The 17,239-nt window shown below is 67.1% G+C and carries 13 protein-coding genes and 1 tRNA gene; 5 read left to right on the forward strand and 9 right to left on the reverse strand.

The features are described from left to right. Positions 1-62: 62 nt before the first annotated feature. Both hspQ and phhA read left to right on the forward strand, forming a co-directional pair. On the forward strand, positions 63-377 hold the full coding sequence (gene hspQ, locus LC068_RS11570; RefSeq protein WP_226637383.1) for a heat shock protein HspQ: 315 nt from the start codon (positions 63-65) through the stop codon (positions 375-377). An 86-nt stretch (positions 378-463) separates the two neighbouring features. Then, positions 464-1,339, forward strand: coding sequence for a phenylalanine 4-monooxygenase (gene phhA, locus LC068_RS11575; protein ID WP_209119520.1), 876 nt, complete (start codon positions 464-466; stop codon positions 1,337-1,339). Here the strand turns inward: phhA and astB are convergent. Genes astB through LC068_RS11595 form a run of 4 tightly spaced genes read right to left on the reverse strand, consistent with a single transcriptional unit; the run spans position 1,336 to position 6,369 of the window. Further along, positions 1,336-2,673, reverse strand: coding sequence for an N-succinylarginine dihydrolase (gene astB, locus LC068_RS11580; RefSeq protein ID WP_226637385.1), 1,338 nt, complete (start codon positions 2,671-2,673; stop codon positions 1,336-1,338). The two genes, phhA and astB, sit on opposite strands and share 4 nt — an antisense overlap. Continuing rightward, positions 2,670-4,109 (reverse strand): succinylglutamate-semialdehyde dehydrogenase, encoded by a 1,440-nt coding sequence (astD, locus tag LC068_RS11585; protein WP_226637387.1) that lies wholly within the window; start codon positions 4,107-4,109, stop codon positions 2,670-2,672. Before astD ends, astB begins: the two co-directional genes overlap by 4 nt. Next, positions 4,106-5,113, reverse strand: coding sequence for an arginine N-succinyltransferase (locus tag LC068_RS11590; protein WP_226637389.1), 1,008 nt, complete (start codon positions 5,111-5,113; stop codon positions 4,106-4,108). The genes astD and LC068_RS11590 overlap by 4 nt, the downstream gene beginning before the upstream one ends. A 5-nt stretch (positions 5,114-5,118) precedes the next feature. Further along, positions 5,119-6,369, reverse strand: a complete 1,251-nt coding sequence (locus LC068_RS11595) for a hydrolase (RefSeq protein ID WP_226637391.1) — start codon at positions 6,367-6,369, stop codon at positions 5,119-5,121. 103 nt (positions 6,370-6,472) lie between these two features. On the opposite strand from LC068_RS11595, the gene LC068_RS11600 reads away from it, so the two are divergent. Continuing rightward, positions 6,473-7,006, forward strand: coding sequence for a hypothetical protein (locus tag LC068_RS11600; protein ID WP_226637393.1), 534 nt, complete (start codon positions 6,473-6,475; stop codon positions 7,004-7,006). Here LC068_RS11600 and LC068_RS11605 read toward each other — a convergent pair. From LC068_RS11605 to LC068_RS11615, 3 genes are all read right to left on the reverse strand, one after another. Next, the gene (locus LC068_RS11605; RefSeq protein ID WP_226637395.1) at positions 7,003-11,226 is read right to left on the reverse strand and encodes a translocation/assembly module TamB domain-containing protein; all 4,224 of its coding nucleotides are present in this window, start codon (positions 11,224-11,226) and stop codon (positions 7,003-7,005) included. The two genes, LC068_RS11600 and LC068_RS11605, sit on opposite strands and share 4 nt — an antisense overlap. Next, positions 11,223-13,013, reverse strand: a complete 1,791-nt coding sequence (locus tag LC068_RS11610; RefSeq protein WP_319002505.1) for an autotransporter assembly complex protein TamA — start codon at positions 13,011-13,013, stop codon at positions 11,223-11,225. The genes LC068_RS11605 and LC068_RS11610 overlap by 4 nt, the downstream gene beginning before the upstream one ends. Positions 13,014-13,076: 63 nt before the next feature. After that, the gene (locus LC068_RS11615) at positions 13,077-13,340 is read right to left on the reverse strand and encodes a hypothetical protein (RefSeq protein WP_226637397.1); all 264 of its coding nucleotides are present in this window, start codon (positions 13,338-13,340) and stop codon (positions 13,077-13,079) included. Positions 13,341-13,511: 171 nt separating this feature from the next. Between LC068_RS11615 and LC068_RS11620 the strand changes: the two genes are divergently transcribed. Beyond that, positions 13,512-15,254 carry an ATP-binding protein gene (locus LC068_RS11620; protein WP_226637399.1) on the forward strand — a complete coding sequence of 581 codons (1,743 nt, stop codon included), beginning with the start codon at positions 13,512-13,514 and terminating at the stop codon, positions 15,252-15,254. On the opposite strand, the gene LC068_RS11625 is transcribed toward LC068_RS11620, so the two are convergent. Next, entirely contained in the window at positions 15,251-16,327 is a 1,077-nt protein-coding gene (locus tag LC068_RS11625) for a CaiB/BaiF CoA transferase family protein (RefSeq protein WP_226637402.1), read from the reverse strand. The genes LC068_RS11620 and LC068_RS11625 overlap by 4 nt on opposite strands. A 98-nt stretch (positions 16,328-16,425) precedes the next feature. Here LC068_RS11625 and LC068_RS11630 point away from each other — a divergent pair. Next, positions 16,426-16,502 (forward strand) — tRNA-Lys (locus tag LC068_RS11630). Positions 16,503-16,509: 7 nt separating this feature from the next. Here the strand turns inward: LC068_RS11630 and LC068_RS11635 are convergent. Beyond that, on the reverse strand, positions 16,510-17,193 hold the full coding sequence (locus tag LC068_RS11635) for a hypothetical protein (protein ID WP_226637403.1): 684 nt from the start codon (positions 17,191-17,193) through the stop codon (positions 16,510-16,512). Between the last annotated feature and the right edge of the window lie 46 nt (positions 17,194-17,239).

The raw sequence follows: 17,239 nt of genomic DNA on the forward strand, positions 1-17,239 counted from the left end.
CTGTCGCGAAAATGAACAGATCGGTCGGAGAGGGCTCAGGGGCGGTCCGCTAGGGTCGGCCCATGACCAAGACAAAGGCTGCCAAATTCGGGCTGGGCCAGAGCGTGCGCCAGCTGGACGATGCATTCAGTGGAATCATTCTGGATGTCGATGCCCGCTATGACGGGCCCGACGGGGACATGGGCGCCATCCCGACCGACCAGCCCTTTTACAAGGTTCTGGTGCTGGAGGAGGAGTCGGGCGTGCTGGTCTATGCCGCCGAACAGAGCCTTGAGGCCGACCGCATGCCGGGCAGTGCAGCGCTTCCGCACCTGAAGCGTTGGTTCCGCCATGACGATCAGGGGCGCCTGCAGCCGCGATTTGTCCACCTGCACTGAGGCGGCGCGAGCGGCGGGTGTATGGCCCTTGATCCTGCGAACGCCTAGGGTGGGCGCAGCCGAACAACCCGCAAGAAGAGGGCCTCATGTCCGATTTCGAGCACGTCTTTGAAGCCCCGCCCGAAGGGGCGGCCGAGGACTGGACCATTCCGCAGGACTGGTCCGCCTACACCCGGGTCGAACACGATACCTGGAATACGCTGTACGCCCGCCAGATGAAGATCCTGCCCGGCCGGGCCAGCGAGGTCTTCCTCAAGGGACTGGAGGCGCTGGACCTCAACACCGGGGGCATCCCCGACTTCGAGGTCATGAACCCCAAGCTGCAGGCCCTGACCGGCTGGACCGTCGTGTGTGTGCCGGGCCTAGTGCCGGATGAGGTGTTTTTCGACCATCTGGCCAACCGGCGCTTCCCGTCCGGCCAGTTCATCCGCAAGCCCGATCAGCTGGACTATCTGCAGGAGCCGGACATCTTCCACGATGTGTTCGGCCACGTGCCCATGCTGACCGACCCGGATTTCGCCGCCTATATGGAAGCCTATGGCAAGGGCGGGCAGCGGGCCGCACGGCGCGGCATGCTGGCCAATCTGGCGCGGCTGTACTGGTACACGGTCGAGTTCGGCCTGATGAAGGAGGCCGACGGCCTGCGGATCTATGGCGCCGGCATTGTGTCGTCGGCCACAGAGAGCGTGTTCGCCGTCGAGGATCCGTCGCCCAACCGGATCGGCTTCGACCTCGAACGGGTGATGCGGACCCTGTACCGGATCGACGATTTCCAGCAGGTCTACTTCGTGATCGACAGTCTCGAGGGGCTGAAGGACGAGACCCTGCGCGACTTCGGACCGATCTACGATCGCCTGGAGGGCAAGGACGACATCGCCATCGACGCGATCCTGCCGTCCGACACCGTCTTCACCCGCGGCACCCAGGCCTATGCGACCAAGGGCGGGCGCTTCGCCGCCTAGGTGCGCTGGAACGGGTAGAAGTCGCTGCCCAGGCCCAGGAGCACGGTGAGCGCATCGAGGGCGGTCCGGCTCTCGACCAGCAGGTCGGGATCGGACAGGTCGCGTGGCGTCAGCTCGTCCCTGTAGTGGCGACCGGCCCACTCATTGAGCTTCGCATGCAGCGCGGGGGTGAACCGCATGGCGTCGCTGGTGGCGGCCAGTTCCGCCTCGTTCAGCACCACCCGGAGGCGCAGGCAGGCGGGACCCCCGCCGTTCCGCATCGACTGGCGCACGTCCACATAGCGGACCTGACCAATGGGGCCGTTCGAGCCTGCGATCCGTTCGGCGACGGCCCGACTGCGCGGATTCTCCTCGGTCTCGGTCGGGCAGATCAGGGTCAGGCGATCCTCACCGGGGATCCGGATCAGCATGGAGTTGAACAGATAGCTGCTGATCGCATCCGCCAGGGGCAGGTCGGTCGCGGAGACTTCGACGAACCTGGGCTCGAAACCGTCGGCCGCGCGTCGGATCGCCTCCAGAGTGGCGGCCGCGTCCTCAAACGCCAGCTCGTGGAAGAACAGGGTGTCCAGGGCGCCCACGCAGACCACATCGTTGTGGAAGGTGCCTCCGGCAATCGCGGCCTTGCCCTGGCGGGCCAGCACAACGCCTGAGGCGCCGTGCCGACGGGCGAGCGCCTCTGACGCCTCGCGCGTCTGGCGTGCCGGGTAGGGGCCGTCCCAGCCCTCCCAGGCTTCGCGTCCCCAGACCAGCAGGTTGACGCCGGCCGATCCATGGTCGGCGCACAGGCGGACGTGATTGGCCGCGCCTTCATCCGCCAGATGACCCACCGACGGCAGGGCGTTGTGGACCGCGAAGCGCGCCGGGTCGGGGAAGAGGGCGTCGAGGGCCCGCTTCGTCTGGGCGTGCTCCAGCGAGCGATGCAGATTGGTGACCAGATTGGCGGGCGTGAAATGAACGCGCCCATCCGCGCTGTCGGCCGAGGGGGTCACGGTCGCGGCGTTGGCGGCCCACATCGGCGAGGCCGAACAGGCCGCGGCGGCGAGGGAGGGCGCCTGTTTCCAGGCGGTCTCCAGCACCTGGCTATCCGATCCCGCAAAGCCGAGGCTTTTAAGGAAGCCGATGTCCGGGCGTTCGTGAGGAGGCAGGACAAATTGCGGCAGGCCGAGGTCCGCCAGCAGCTTCATCTTTTCCAGCCCCTGAAGGACAGCGGCCCGGGGATTGGAGGCCTCACCCTTGTTCAGACTGGAGGCCAGATTACCCGGCGACAGTCCCGCATAGGAGTGCGTCGGCCCGATCAGTCCGTCGGCATTGGCTTCGACAGCAGATGAGTTCACGCCTTCAGGCCCTTGATCTCGCTCTCGATATTCTTGACGCCGTCGGCCTCGAAACTGGCCACCGGATAGGCGCAGTAGTCGGCCGCATAATAGGCGCTGGGCCGGTGGTTGCCGCTGGCGCCCAGACCGCCGAACGGCATGTCACCGGCGGCGCCGGTGGTCGGCCGGTTGAAGTTCACGACGCCCGCCCGGATGCGATGGATGAAGTGGTTCCAGTTGGCAGGATTGTCCGAGACAAGCCCGGCCGACAGGCCATAGCGGGTCTCATTGGCCATCTCTATCGCGTCATCGAAGGTCGCCACGCGGGTCACCTGCAGGAAGGGCGCGAAAATCTCCTCATCCGGTACGTCGACGCCGGTGATGTCGATCAGCGCTGGCTTCACGAAGGCGCCGGACAGGCCGTCGATCGGTCCGCTGTCCCGGATCACCCTTGCGCCCATATCGATCCGGGCACGCAGGGCCTCGCGGGCCTGGCTGGCGGCATGGGCCGAGATGAGGGGGCCGCCGAACGGCTCGGGGCTGCTGTTCCAGGGCGCATAGATCAGCCGGTCCATGAAGGCGACCACGGCCTCGATCACCGCATTGCCGCGCGGACCTTCCTCAATGATCAGGCGCCCGGCGCAGGAGCATCGCTGGCCGGTGGTGACAAAGGCGCTCATGGCCACAATGCCGGCAACAGCCTCGGCATCGGCCGCGTCCCAGACGACCAGCGGATTGTTGCCGCCCAGTTCCAGAGCCAGGATCACATGCGGATTGTCGGCGAACAGCTTTTTGAAATGGGCCCCGGCCGCACCCGAGCCGGTGAACATCAGGGCGTCGATGTCGCGCTCCAGCAGTGCGGCGCCGGTCTGGGCGCCGCCCTGAACCAGATTGACCACGCCTTCGGGCAGGTCCGCCGCCTTGAAGCACTCGACCATTTCCTGACCGATCAGGGGAGTGTGCTCGGAGGGCTTGAAGACCACGGTGTCGCCGGCCAGCAGGGCCGGGATGATGTGACCGTTTGGAAGGTGGCCGGGGAAGTTGAACGGCCCCAGCACCGCCGCCACTCCGTGCGGACGGTGGCGCAGGGTGGCGCGGCCGAAGCCGGTCTCCTTGCTGCGCTCGCCGGTGCGCTCCTCATAGGCGCGGATCGAGATGTCGACCTTGCCCTGCATGGCCCCCAGTTCGGCACGGGTTTCCCAGAGTGCCTTGCCGGTCTCCATGGAGATGATCTGCGCCAGTTCGTCGGCGCGTGACGCCAGTACGGCCTGATAGCGCTTTGCGGCATCGATGCGCGCCTGCCGGGGCCGGGCGGCCCAGTCAGGGAAGGCCTCGCGGGCGCGGGTGACGGCCTCGGCGACATCCCGTTGGCTGGAGGACGGGCCGCCCCAGACCTCTTCGCCCGTGGTGGGGTCGATCGAGGCAAAGCGGGGGCCGGAAAGCGGGGCTGCAGTCATGATTTCACTCGTATGGTTTCGCCGTCGCGCACCTTGAGGGCGGCGGCCGTCTCGCGATCGATATAGGCTTGGTCGCCGTCGATCGCCGCCTTCTGACGCACCGCCCGGAAGCCCGAGACGCTGGTGGTCGAGATCAGGGCGGGAAGCTCGGCGTCGGGCTGGTCGACAATGCGGACGGTCAGAACCCGCGCGTCACGCACGGTGCGGATGTCGTCGCGTCGGCAGGTGACGGTCGGGCCTGCGTCGAAAATGTCGATAAGGCCGTTGGGCCGGAAGCCCTCGGATTCCAGCAGGGCCATGGCGGGGATGCCCTGGGGATGGACCTTGCCGATCACCGCCCGGGCCGGTTCGGGCAAAAGCTCGACATAGACCGGATGCCGGGGCGCCAGATCGAGGATGAACTGCTTGTCGGTCGAGCCGGTCATCCGGTCGGCTTCCTCGAAATCCATCGGGAAGAATTTGTGCGCCACATGATCCCAGAAGGGGCAGGCCCCATCTGGAGTAAACACGCCGCGCAGTTCGGCCAGCACGGTATCGGCGAACAGGTCCGGCTCGGCCCCGATCAGCATGTAGCGCGACTGGCTGAGCAGGCGTCCGGCACCGCCCTTGCGACGGTCGGCCTTCAGGAAAAGCGAGCCGACCTCGGACCAGCCCGTGCATTCATTCACCAGCACCAGCGTCTTCTGGTCCAGCCGGATTCCAAGGGAGGGCGAGGACTGGGTGTTGTTCACCACCCGGAAGCTGAAGAAGGGCCGGTTGAGGCCCACGGCCGCCTTGACTGATCCCACGCCGTCCACATCGCCCGTGTCGCTCTCCTCGAGCATCAGGGTGTACCAGCGCTCCTGGGGCTCATTCCGGCCGCCGAAGCTGTCGCGGCTGAGGTCCAGCCGCTCGCTGAGCTGATCAGGGTCTTCCGGCAGGCTGGTGAAACCGGGGCCGGACAAAATGGCCAGCTCCAGCAGGGAATCCAGATCGCCGGGACCGGCGGGGCGAACAACCAGCATGAAACCTACCTGGACTGAAGACGGAGCTGTTTGAGGTGCGGGGCGTCGATTTCGCCCGAGGCGACCTTGCACAGGATAAGGGCGGACAGCTGGGCGCGCTCGACGAAGCTGTCGGGCCAGGCGAACTCCTGATCCGAATGGATCGCGCCGCCGATGACGCCCAGGGTATCGATATTGGGCAGGCCCGCGGCATGCAGATTATTGCCTTCGCAGACCCCGCCCGAGGACTGCCAGCGCATGGTCTGGTTCAGCAAGGCCCCGGTCTGGCGCACCGCCTCGAACAGGGCGGTCTGGGCAGCGTCCATCGGTTTGGGCGGGCGCGTGAACCCCCCGTGCAGTTCAACGGTCGCGCCCTCGATCGGCGGGCGCGAAGCGAGGTCGCGGATGCGGCCCTCAATCCAGTCGGCATCCTCCGGGGCCGGTACCCGCACATTGAAGCGGACCACGGCCGTGTCGGCCACGACGTTCAGCGCGCCTCCGCCCGAGATCCTGGCCACATTGACGGTCACGCCCTCGCGCTGGCCGTTCAGGTCGTCGAGCGCGGTCGCCAGGCGAGCGGCGCCCGCCGTCGCGTTGACGCCTTCGTGGTAGGCGCGGCCGGCGTGGGCCGACTTGCCCCGCACCACGATGTGGAAGTTTCCGCTGCCCTTCCGGGCGCCTGCCAGACTGCCGTCGGGCAGCGACGGTTCATACGTCAGGCCCAGATGCCCGCGGGCGCCCAGCTCGGCCAGCAGGGGGGCGGAGCCGGGGGACCCGATCTCCTCGTCCGGAGACAGCAGTACGGTCCAGCCGACCTTGTCCCTGTCGGGGTGGCGTTCGAATGCCTCGAGGGCGCCCAGCAGGACGGAGATGCCGCCCTTCATGTCGGCGATGCCGGGGCCGTTCAGAGCGCCGTCGGCCCGGGTGCCGACCGTCTGGAACGGACTGTCGGCGTCGAACACCGTGTCATAGTGGCCGGTCAGGACCACCTGTATCGGGGCGTCCGGTCGCTGGGTCAGCTTGAGCGCGGGGGCAAAGGTCAGCGGCACCTCGCGGCCATCATCCTCGATGCGGCTTGAGGCGGATGTCTCGACCCGTTCGGTCCGGCAGGGCAGGGCGCCGAGTGATTCCTCGATGGCGACGAGGACGCGGTCCAAACCCCGGGTGTTACGGCTGCCGGAGTTGATGTTGGCCCAGTCGATGGCGCGCCCGATCAAGGCCTCACGGCGCGCTGCGACGTGGTCGAGCACGATCTGGTCTTCAGGACGTATCTGCATGCGGGCGGACCCTAACGACCCTTCCGTCAAAGGTGAAGGGCGGGGATTTACGACGTCGTCCGCTACCCTCTAGGGTAGTCCTTTCACTTGGGGGGACAATCTGATGACTGACTGGGTCAAGGCGAGCAATCCGACGGCGCCGATCAACACGCGGCCGGAAGCCGTCGCCGCGGCGCGCGCCAGTGCGCTGGCGATATTCCTGGGCGTCGCCTTCGGAATCTTCGGCGTGGTGAAAACCATGACGGGCGGCACCGAAGCCATGGAAGCCGCAATGGTGGAGAACGCCCAGGGCGACGCCGCTGTCGTGGGCATGGCCAGCGCCATGGCGGGCGCTGTGGTGGTCATGTCGATCGCCATGGTGGTCGTGCAGGCGATATTTGGCCTGGTTCAGTGGGCGAAACCCAACCGGTTTATCCCGATCCTGTTCATCATTCTGGTGGCCTTCGGTCTGCTCTCCAGCCTCTCGGGCCTGGCCATGGAAAGCCAGATGGACCTCCCTGCGGCTGCGCAGACCCCTCTCTGGTTGACTGTGCTGACCCTTGTCGTGCTCCTGGTCGAACTGGTGATGCACATCGCTGGCTATCGCGGTGCGGCGAAGCTGAACCAGCTCAACAAGGCTGAATTCCCGAACAGCTAGTCGCGTGTATTGGGCCTGCGGTCCCGGCGCTCGCCGGGCCTGCGGCTCTCGCGCCGCCAACGGACGGACAGGCTGGCTTCGCCTTGTCCGCCGAAGCGCGAGGTCACGGCCAGATTGCGCCGGACCTGCCATTCCACGCTGACGGCAGCGCCGCCCTCTCCGCCGCCGATCACCTCGAGATAGACGTCATCCGAGATGTAGCGGCCCCCGGCGACGGTGAGGGCCGAAGCCTCGCCGCCGAAGGACAGGCGGTCGAGGCCGGCCAGCTCGCGCAAGCCCCCGATCACATCGAATCCTCCGCCGCCCGCCAGCGAGGCGACACCGGAGGCCAGCTGGGCCGCCTCGACCGGGGACAGTTGCGACGCCGAACGCCCGAACAGGACCTGGGACAGGATTTCGTCCTGCGGCAGGGCCGGGGTCGAGGTCAGGGCAATGACGGGCTTGGCCGCCGTTCCGGTCACCCGGATGCTGGCGGTGAGGACCGGGTCCTCGCGGACCGCTTCGAGGTTGAGGCGGATCAAGGCGGGATCGGTCGACAGTTCAACATAGCCGTCTTCGTCGAAGACGAAGCGCTTGCCCGCGAACTCGTAATCGCCGCGTGCTACCCGGGCCATGCCCGACAGGGTGGGGCGGGTCAGGGTGCCGCCCACGCGGGCGTCGATGTTCATCAGAACGTTCAGGCCCCGGCCCGAGACCTCGACATTGCCACCCCGCGACCGAATGCGGATGTTCAGGCCGATCTGGGGTCCGGCGGCCTGCTGTTCGACCGAATCGTCGGGGTCACCGCCGGGCCGGTTGATCTCGACGACGTCCATGGTCACGACGCCGTTGTTGCCCGGCAGCTCCGGTTCGATCCGGGCCTCGTCGACCGTCAGATCGCCTTCCAGCGTGATGTTGCCGTCCGTTGCCCGCGTGACGGTCAGCTCCCCCGACCCGCGCGCCGAGGCGATCTCGTTATCGATCACACGGAAGCGGCGGAAGTCGAGCTTGAGCGACGAGCCGCTGCCCTCGCGCAGGCCGATACGGCCGCTGCCGCTGACCTCGCCGCCCGCACCGTCTTTGGCCGTAAAAGTCTGTATCAGGGCGGTGGTGTCGTCGAAGCGGGTGTCCAGCCGCAGGTCGCTGAGGCGCAGACCCGAGGCCGCATCACGGAAGTCGCCCTCCGAGACATTCAGGGTTCCCGTCAGGCGGGGCGCGTTCAGGGTGCCGCCCAGGGTGGCCTGCGCCTGGACCTGACCCGCCAGACTGCGCTCGCCGCCGGCGAAGACATCCCAGAGCGGTTTGATCTGGCCGCGAATGTCGACCTCGCCCGACATGGGCTCGGTACGAGCGATGGCGAGACGCAGCGGGGCGGCCGAGGCCACGACCGGCAGGGTCACGTCGATCCGCGCGTCGACCGACCCTTCGCCGCTGGCGACGAAATCGAGGTTCAGCCGGTTGTCGACCAGGGTGGCATCAAGCGTGCCGCCAATGGTCATGTTCGAGGGCGCGTCGATGCTGCGCACATTGGCGAGGGACACATTGGCCGATCCGGACAGGTCCTCTCCGGCGCCGCGCAGCGAGACGCGGCCGGTCACCTGACCGCGCAGGTCCTCAAGGATGGACCCCAGCTCGACGCGGGTCAGGTCGGCCTGGACGACAACGGAGTCCTCGCCCTGCCGCATTTCACCCATCAGGATCCCGCCCCCGACGGACAGGTCGACGCGGGCCACGCGGCCATCCTCGGCGAAGGCCAGCACCATCGGATTGCGCGTCGAGAATTCGACATCGCGCACCTGTCCGCCGCCGGTCAGGGTCAGGGTCTGGGCGGCGTCCGTGCGGGCATAGACGGCATCCCCCTCGAACTGGGCCGGAGTCGGGCCGCCCATGTCGAGAACAACATGGAAGGGCAGGCGTTCCAGCGAACCGCGACCGCCCAGCTGTAAGGTACGGATCACATAGGGCGAACCGGCAAAGCGCACACCACGCCCGGTGATCGCGATCAGCGCCGCATCCTGTCCCGGGGCATCGGTCAGGCGCAGGCGACCGTCGACCTCGCCGGCACTGAGGAAGGCCCCGGGCCGGGCCTGGAACACGAGATCGGCCTGTGAGGGGAAGCTGTTCGACAGGCCGATGTAGCCCCGTGCGATCACACCGCCCGCGTCGATGTCCACATCGCTGAGCTGGATGACCTCATCGCCGAGATAGAAGTTTGCGACAGCCTTCGCCGGGCCGAAGGCAGAGTCGCCGGTGATGGCCACGCGACCATCCGAAGCGTCGTCGCCCTTGCGGAAGCTGAGCACCAGTCGGGTATCGCGCAGATCCATGGGACCCACGGCGACCCATTCGAACCCGGCAGTCAGATCAAGGCGCGGCTGGGCCATGGTGCCGGTCAGGGCGCCGTCGCCCTGCATGGCACCGTCGATCTCGACGGGTCCGACACCAAATGGCCCGGTGGCCGACCAGTCGACCGCCAGCTTCAGCGCGCCGTCCAGGCCGATCAGACCCTTGGCCGTGGCCTCGCCCTTTTCGCCGTCCAGCTGCGCCTGGGTGACCTCAAGCTGTCCGTTCCGCAGGGTGCCGCCCAGATCGAGGCTGGGCGAAGGCCCCAGCAGGCGGTCCAGTTCATCCATACCGGTGGCCAGATTGCGTGCCCGGCCGTCGAAGCTGAACGTCCAGGCCCCGGTGGACGGAGTGCTTGTGGCCCGGATCGGACCGCTGAAGGAGCCTGAAGCCCGGTCGGACAGGGCCGAGACATCGGTGATGTCGGCATTGCCGGAGAACCGCAGGGCGCCGTTCAGGGCGCGTCCGCCCGAGCCGTTCAGCTGGATGGCGGCCCCATCCAGATCAACCTTGCGCAGGAGCACGGAGCCATCGGTCCCATAGACCAGATCGGCTTGCAGGCGCGGCGTGGCGCCCAGCAGTCCACCGATCACGCCGGCGCGCGAACCGCCGGACGCGGCAAGAGTGGTAGCAAGGGCATAGCCCCGGTCACCGCCGGTCAGCGACAGCGGGCCCTGAAGCTGCAGGGCGCGATAGCTGGCCAACTCGGTGTTCCGCAGGTCGACCTGGCCCTTGAGCGACCAGTCGGAGGCCTTGCCCGTGAACGTCCCCGAATAGGTCGAGGCTCCGGCGATCGGCACGCCCGCCAGTCGGGACAGGGAGGGCGTTGCGATGTCGACCGACAGGCCGTCGGGGCTGCTCAGGTCGTCGACATGGACCTGGCCGTCCACCCTGGTGGTGATGTTGTCGGCGTAGAGGCGCCAGGCGACGGCCTGCACGCCCTCTTGGTTCTCCAGAGGGATGCCCGCGAGCCCGAACCGTGCCGTCCGGCCGATCCGGTCGATGAAGGGCGCGAACAGGTCCGACCCGCTGAAATTGACGTAGCCCGCAGCGCGGGCACCCGTGTCGCTGAAGCGCCCCTTCACGCGCAGCGGCACGAAGTCGCCGGTCTGTGCCGTCGCATCGATCACGCGGCCGTTGGCGACGGCAGTAATCTCGAACGGCCGGTCGGGCGAATAACCGAGAGCCCCGGCCAGCGGCCCGCCGCGGGCCTCTCGCGCTTCCAGATTGACCTGCATGGTGTCGAGCGAGTCGCCCAGCGTCGCGTCCAGCTTCAGGAAGTCGCCGGGACGGTCGAGGCTGTAGGCGTCGACCACCGCCGTGGTTCGGCCCTTGCGCAGGACTTCGGCCTCGCCCTCCAGGCGCCAGTGACCATAGGTCTTGCTGAAGTCCTCGTGCAGTTCGACCTCGGCCGCGAAATGGTCGATGTCGATGTCCAGTGGCATGGCCGAGGGCGGGTCATTCGACACCTCGACGATCGGCCGCCGCAACAGCTGAATGCGTTCGGCAGTGATCTCGTCGGCATGGAAGCGCTTGCCCAGCAGGGGCAGGTAGCTCCAGTCCACGCGAAGGTCTGTGACCTCAAGCCAGACGCCTTCTTCGTCGGTGACCGTGACGCGGGCGATGGTGAAGTCGTTGAACAGATCGCCTGACAGGCCTTCGACATTGATGCGACCGTACCGGCCGACCTTCTTGCCGTTGGCGAAGGTGCTGACCAGTTCGCGGCCCGCGTCGCTGAGCAGATAGGCCCGTCCGCCCAGCAGGGCGATGCCCAGCAGGACCACGAGAACGCCCATGCCAATGCCGACGCCGATCGCGATGCGGCGCGCCAGCGATCGCTTCTTCCGGGTCTCGGCCGGGGTATCAGGCTCGGAGGAGGGCGGGGCGGGGTCGGTCAAAACGCCTGGCCGATACTGATGTAGATCTGGAAGTCGGCATCCGCCGGGCGGCGCTCGAGCGGGAAGGCGATGTCGGCGCGGATCGGACCGAAGGGCAGGTTGTAGCGCACACCGGCGCCGACCCCGTACCTCAGATTATTGAAGTTCGGCGTCTCCTGGAATCCGATGGCGCCCGCGTCGACGAACACCACGGCGCCGAAATTGCGGCCCAGATCGCGGCGCACTTCCAGGGAGGTTTCGAACAGCGACAGGCCGCCGCGCGGGGTGTCGTCGGGCAGGCGGGGGGCTACCCCCTGATAGGCAAAGCCGCGAACCGAGCCACCTCCGCCCGAGTAGAACAGGCGGTCCGACGGGATGCTCAACTCATCGCCGCCCAGGATGCTGCCGAGGCGCAGGCGGCCGGCGATGATGGTGCGGCCTTCGGAGTCGATCGGCACATAGGTCGTGGCCTGGGCTTCGGCGCGCAGGAAGGCGAGGCTGTCCTCGCCCGCCACCACGGTCGGCTGGGCCGATACGGTCAGGCGCCACCCGCTGGTCGGATTCAACGGATCGTTCGACCGGTCCATATAGCTGCTGCCGCGCAGGGTCAGCAGCGCGAGGTCGCGGTCGGATTTGACCGGAAGCTGGGTGATCGGATCGAACCGGCTTTCGGAATACTGCCCCGCGTCCAGCCCGATCCCGTAGCTGAAGTAGGAGGTCCGCCCGAGGCGCTGGTTCAGGTCGGCCGCAAGGCTGATGCCGGTCCGGCGATAGGCGTCAGTATCTTCATTGACGATGGCTGCCGACAGTTTGGCGGTGCGTCCGGGACGGCGCCAGTGCGGCAGGCTGAGGTCCACACCCAGACGGCTGTCGATGCCGGCCAGCCGCGCTTGATAGCGCAGGGTGTCGGCCCGTCCGAAGCGGTTGTAGTGGGTCCAGATGAAGTCGACGCCGGCGCCTTCGGCCGTGGACAGGGTGGCGCCGGCTTCGAGAACACGGGCCGGGCGGTCGGTCAGGCTGACGATGACGGGGCGGTTGCCGTCCGGTGTCGTCTGGCCCGGCGGCGAGAGGGCCACCCCCACGCCGTCATAGACGCCTGTTTCTAGCAGGCGCCGTTCCAGCTCGGCGACGTTCTCGGGGTCATACACATCCCCTTCATCCCAGGGCGCCAGGCCGGCGACCCAGCGCGGATTGGTGACGCCCCGGGTCTGCAGCACCACGCCGTCAAGGGTGACCAGTGAGCCGGAATCGATCCGATACTCCGGCTCGACCGTATGGGTCGCATGGTCGACCACGACACGACGTGTCTCGGCCTTGGCATCGGCATAGCCGCGACGCGTCAGACCGGCGACGATGCGGCCTTCTGCGGCGATCACATCGATGGCACGGCCGGGCGCGCCGGGCTCCAGGTCGATCTCCGAGCGGACCTCGGCCTCGATCCCGGGCAAGGGAGTCTCGTCGGTCCAGGTCACCGTCGGCTCGGTCAGAACGAAACGCTGACCGGTGTCGATCAGGATGACGGCGACCGGCGTCTCCTCGCCCTCGACCAGATCCTCGATCTGGGCCTGGTAATAGCCCTCCGACCGCAACAGCGCCTCTGCGGCTTCAGCGGCGGCACGGGCATGACGGCGCGCCTCGAACCGGCTGGCGGGCGGACCGTCGACCTCGCCGATGACCTCGATGATCCGGTCGCGCAGCTCGTCATCCATATTGCCGCGAACGCGCGCCTTCGGGTCCGCCAGCGCCGGGCTGGCGGACAGGCTGAAGACCGCGAGGGCGGTCAGCAGGAAGGTTCGGTTCTTCAGCAAGGGTGACCCGGACGGCAGGAGCGGCGGACGATCATCGCCGGCAGGGCCGGGACGACGGCCTTATCAATAGAACATCGTGTCAGAGTCAGGGCGAACCGATTCTTCCGACGTACGATCGTCGGTCGGCAGGGTGGGCGGAGGCTGGACCGGCATCTCCGCTTCGGCGGGCGGTTCGACCGGCTCGGGCTGCATCGGAACCTCGGGCTCGGCGACTTCCGGACCAATGGGCTCCAGCCCTTCATCCGCCGGCGGATTGTCGCAGGCCGACAGGGCGAGCATCGCCGCTGCAATACCGGCGAGGCCGGTCAGTGTGAGTGCCTTGGTCATGAAGATTCCCCTCGATCGACGAACAGCCGTGGTCAGCATGAAATGCCCGGCTTCGCAAGGTGTTCCCCGCGCCATGCAACCTGCCGGGACACGGGCGACAACCCTGACGGGCATGTGGCAACCATTCCTTTTACATCTTGTGCGACGGTGCCGGCCTTCGGGAGGCTTCGAATGCCGGATTCAGGTTATGCGATCGTTGCGGAGGTCCGCCACAGGGAGCTGAAAACGCGACTGGGGCTGGGGGCGTTCATCGGCGTCACCGCGTTTGTCGTGGCGCCGTCAATCTGGCCCATTGTCTGGTACAGCGCCGTCCTGCTGGGACAGGTTCTGGACGAGATCGTTTTTTCGCCGCTGCGTCGAAACCCTCGTGTGCCTCCTTCTGCGGCGCGAAAGATCATGTGCTGCCTCTCGGCGGCGCTCAATGTGGCCATTTATTCCTCCATCTCGGCCTATTGCTGGCTCTATGGCGGAGAGGTCGGGCGTGTCTTCGCGACCGTCCAGGTGGCCGGCGGCCTGCTACACGTCAGCCTGCATATGCATCACCAGCGCGCCTTGCTGCTGTCGGCGGCCATCCCTCATGGGCTCTACTTCCTCGGCTTGCCGATCCTGTGGGCGGCGTGGAACGGCGTCTGGTATGAAATGCTGGTGGCGGTGGGATGCGCGCTCTATCTCGGCCACCTTGTCGTGGCCGTCCGTCAGAACTCCGCCACGACCATGGCGCTCAGGGAAGCCAATCGAAAGGCCGACGAGGAACGGGCCCGGGCCCAGGTAGCCAATGCGGCCAAGTCGGACTTCCTGGCGACCATCAGCCACGAGATTCGCACCCCGATGAATGCGGTCATCTCTGCGGCCAATCTGCTCAAGGCCAGCGAGCTTCAACCCGCCCAACGTGACCATGTGGCCATGCTGGTGGACGCGGGCGATGTGCTGATGGGTCTGCTCAACGATGTGCTCGACTTCTCCAAGATTGAGGCCGGAAAGATGGAGCTGGAGCACGCCGAGATGGACGTGCGCGAGCGCATGGTCGCCCTGTCGCGCCTGTGGGAAGCGCGGGCCAGTGCCTCTGGTCTGAAGCTGGTCATGGCCGTCGACGATGCGGTGCCCGAGCGGGTCTGGACCGATCCCCTGCGGGTTCAGCAGATCCTGTTCAACCTCATTTCAAATGCCGTGAAGTTCACCGAGGCCGGACAGGTCACGGTTCATGCCGGATGGTGTGAGCGACTTGGGGGCCTGCGCATCGAGGTCACGGACACCGGCTGCGGCATCCCCGAGGACCGCCTGCCCCACATTTTCGAGAGCTTCGAACAGGTCGAGGCCGGCACGACCCGTCGCTACGGCGGCACGGGGCTGGGCCTGGCGATCAGCCGCCGGCTGGCGCGCCTGATGGGCGGGGACCTGACGGTCGTGAGCACGCCCGGCGAAGGGTCCTGCTTCGTGCTGGAGGTCCCGGTCGCCCTTGAGGGGCAGGCAGCCGCCGACCCCGATGTTGTCGAGCCCGAAGCCATCACGCTGGCGGGCATGTCGATTCTCGTGGTCGATGATCACGAGGTGAACCGCCGCATCCTGTCCCTCCTGCTCGAGCCGCATGGCTGCGACCTGACCCTGGCCGAGAACGGGGCAGAGGCCGTGGAGCTGGGTGCGACGCGCCGGTTCGACGCCATTCTGATGGATATGCAGATGCCGGTGATGGATGGGCTGGAGGCCTCGCGTCGCCTGCGGGAGCAAGGCGCCAACCGCGATACGCCGGTTATCGCCCTGACGGCCAATGCCATGGATACACACCGCGCGGCATGGGACGGGATCGGCGTCGCCGACTTCCTGACGAAGCCGATCGATCCGGTGCGGCTGTTCAACAGCCTCGCCCAGGCCTGCGCGTCGCGGTCGACCGCCCCGACGCTGGCCGAGGTTGCCTAGGACCAGCGGGCCAGGGCGTCGGCGATATCTGCGGGACCAGCTGATGCCTCCGCCGCCGGGCGCGTGCCGTTGAACACCGGCGCCGGGGCAGGGCCCCCTTCGGCTGTGAAGGTGCCGCGGGCCCGGTTGTGGGCATTGCTCACGGCTTCTCCCAGGCTGAGCACGGGGGTGACACAGGCCTCGGTCCCGGCGAACCGGGCAGTCCAGTCGTCCCGGTCCCGCTTCGCGAAAATTGCGGCGAACCGGTCGGTAATCTCGCCCCACCGGCTGCGGTCGTATTGCGGCGCGTCCTCGGGCGTCAGGTCCAGTCCGGCCAGCAGGGCGGCATAGAATCGGGGCTCCAGAGCCCCCACTGCGACCTCGCCCCCGTCGCGACAGCGATAGCAGCGATAGAAGGGTGTCGATCCGTCCAGCAGGTTTGCGTCGCGCGCGTCGGTCCACAGCCCCTGCGCTTTCAGCGCATGGAACAGGGCGGTCATCAGGGCCACGCCATCGGTCATGGCGACGTCGATTACCGCTCCCCGCCCGGTCGTTCGGGCCTGCAAAAGCCCGGCCAGCAGGCCGATCGCCCCCATCATCGCGCCGCCGGCATAGTCACCGACCAGATTGAGCGGCGGTCGCGCCGGTCGATCCGCTTCGCCAAAGGTGCTCAACGCGCCACTCAGGGCCAGATAGTTGATGTCGTGCCCGACGGCATCCGCCAGCGGCCCGGTCTGGCCCCAGCCGGTGACCCTTGCGAACACCAGACCCGGATTGCGCGCCATGCAGGGCTCGGGCCCCAGACCCAGCCGCTCCATCACGCCGGGACGAAACCCTTCGATCAGCCCGTGGCTTTGCGCAACCAGATCCAGCACCCGGGCATGGTCCTGCGGGTCTTTCAGATTGACCGGCACGGCCGTCCGCCCCCGGTGCAGGATGGCACCGCCCACCTCGGTGAACACTGCGGCCGCCGCGCTCTCTGACCGGGTCAGCCGCACAACGTCCGCGCCCAGATCGGCCAGCATCATGCCCAGAAAGGTGACGGGGCCCAGTCCGTCGAACTCAACAATGCGCAGGCCGGTCAGCGGAGACATGAAATTGACCTAGCGCCTGTCATTGAAAACAGCCACGGATTTCGGCTTGCCCCCACATGCGACCGCACCTATGTTCCGCGCCGTCCGAAATGACGGATGCGCCCCTAGCTCAGTTGGTTAGAGCATCTGACTTTTAATCAGAGGGTCCTCGGTTCGAGCCCGAGGGGGCGTACCATCCCCTGTCACACCGTGATCTGGCTGCGCCCCGCGATGCGTTCGGGGTCTGCATGCACGCGGATCAGGGCACAGGAAATCCGATAGGGGCGGAGCAGGTAGGGCAGGGCGCTGGCACGCGCACGGGCTGCGAGGGGGCGTCTGGGCCAGTTCGCGATGCGCCAGACGGATTGGGCCAGGTAGCGCGGCAGGGACGAAACGTCATCGCGCAGGGCACCACCGTCGATGATGTCTCCCCGGACCAACTCTCCCTCGAAAAGCTCGGCGAACTCCTGCGGCGTGGGCCGGTACATCGTGTCGATCGGATCGGCATGATAAGGATAGTCATACGGACCCGTGACACACACCGTCCCGCCGTGCGGCAGGATCAAACGGCAGGCCTGCGCGACGGCCTGCGGATCGCTCACATGTTCCAGAAGGTTGGATACGAGAAGGGACCGGACGCCCAGGGTGGTCAGATGTCGCTGGAAGGCCGGGTCGAGGACATCGCCGACGATGTCCACACCGGGAGCATCCTTCATATCGGCGTGAATTATCTGGATGTTCCGGGCCCTCAGGGGGGCGAACACGTGCTGATCGATATGCGGTTTCGCCTGTGTCCGGAAAGCTCCGGTCGATGATCCGAGGTTGAGAAGCGGCCCTTCAATCCTGGCCAGAGCCTGCCCAATCCATTGCGCTTCGCTTGTTCGCATAACTTTGCGTTATCACGTCGGCGTACGCGCCGCCACTTCCTGTTGA

Source organism: Brevundimonas poindexterae, assembly GCF_020524625.1.
GTDB classification, from domain to species: domain Bacteria; phylum Pseudomonadota; class Alphaproteobacteria; order Caulobacterales; family Caulobacteraceae; genus Brevundimonas; species Brevundimonas poindexterae_A.

Bases quoted from the DNA above. Each gene is read 5' to 3' on its own strand.
- LC068_RS11600 (WP_226637393.1), top strand. From the start codon at position 6,473: ATGACTGACTGGGTCAAGGCGAGCAATCCGACGGCGCCGATCAACACG.
- LC068_RS11620 (WP_226637399.1), top strand. From the start codon at position 13,512: ATGCCGGATTCAGGTTATGCGATCGTTGCGGAGGTCCGCCACAGGGAG.
- LC068_RS11615 (WP_226637397.1), bottom strand. From the start codon at position 13,340: ATGACCAAGGCACTCACACTGACCGGCCTCGCCGGTATTGCAGCGGCG.
- LC068_RS11625 (WP_226637402.1), bottom strand. From the start codon at position 16,327: ATGTCTCCGCTGACCGGCCTGCGCATTGTTGAGTTCGACGGACTGGGC.
- LC068_RS11590 (WP_226637389.1), bottom strand. From the start codon at position 5,113: ATGCTGGTTGTTCGCCCCGCCGGTCCCGGCGATCTGGATTCCCTGCTG.
- hspQ (WP_226637383.1), top strand. From the start codon at position 63: ATGACCAAGACAAAGGCTGCCAAATTCGGGCTGGGCCAGAGCGTGCGC.
- LC068_RS11595 (WP_226637391.1), bottom strand. From the start codon at position 6,369: ATGCAGATACGTCCTGAAGACCAGATCGTGCTCGACCACGTCGCAGCG.
- phhA (WP_209119520.1), top strand. From the start codon at position 464: ATGTCCGATTTCGAGCACGTCTTTGAAGCCCCGCCCGAAGGGGCGGCC.
- LC068_RS11635 (WP_226637403.1), bottom strand. From the start codon at position 17,193: ATGCGAACAAGCGAAGCGCAATGGATTGGGCAGGCTCTGGCCAGGATT.
- astD (WP_226637387.1), bottom strand. From the start codon at position 4,109: ATGACTGCAGCCCCGCTTTCCGGCCCCCGCTTTGCCTCGATCGACCCC.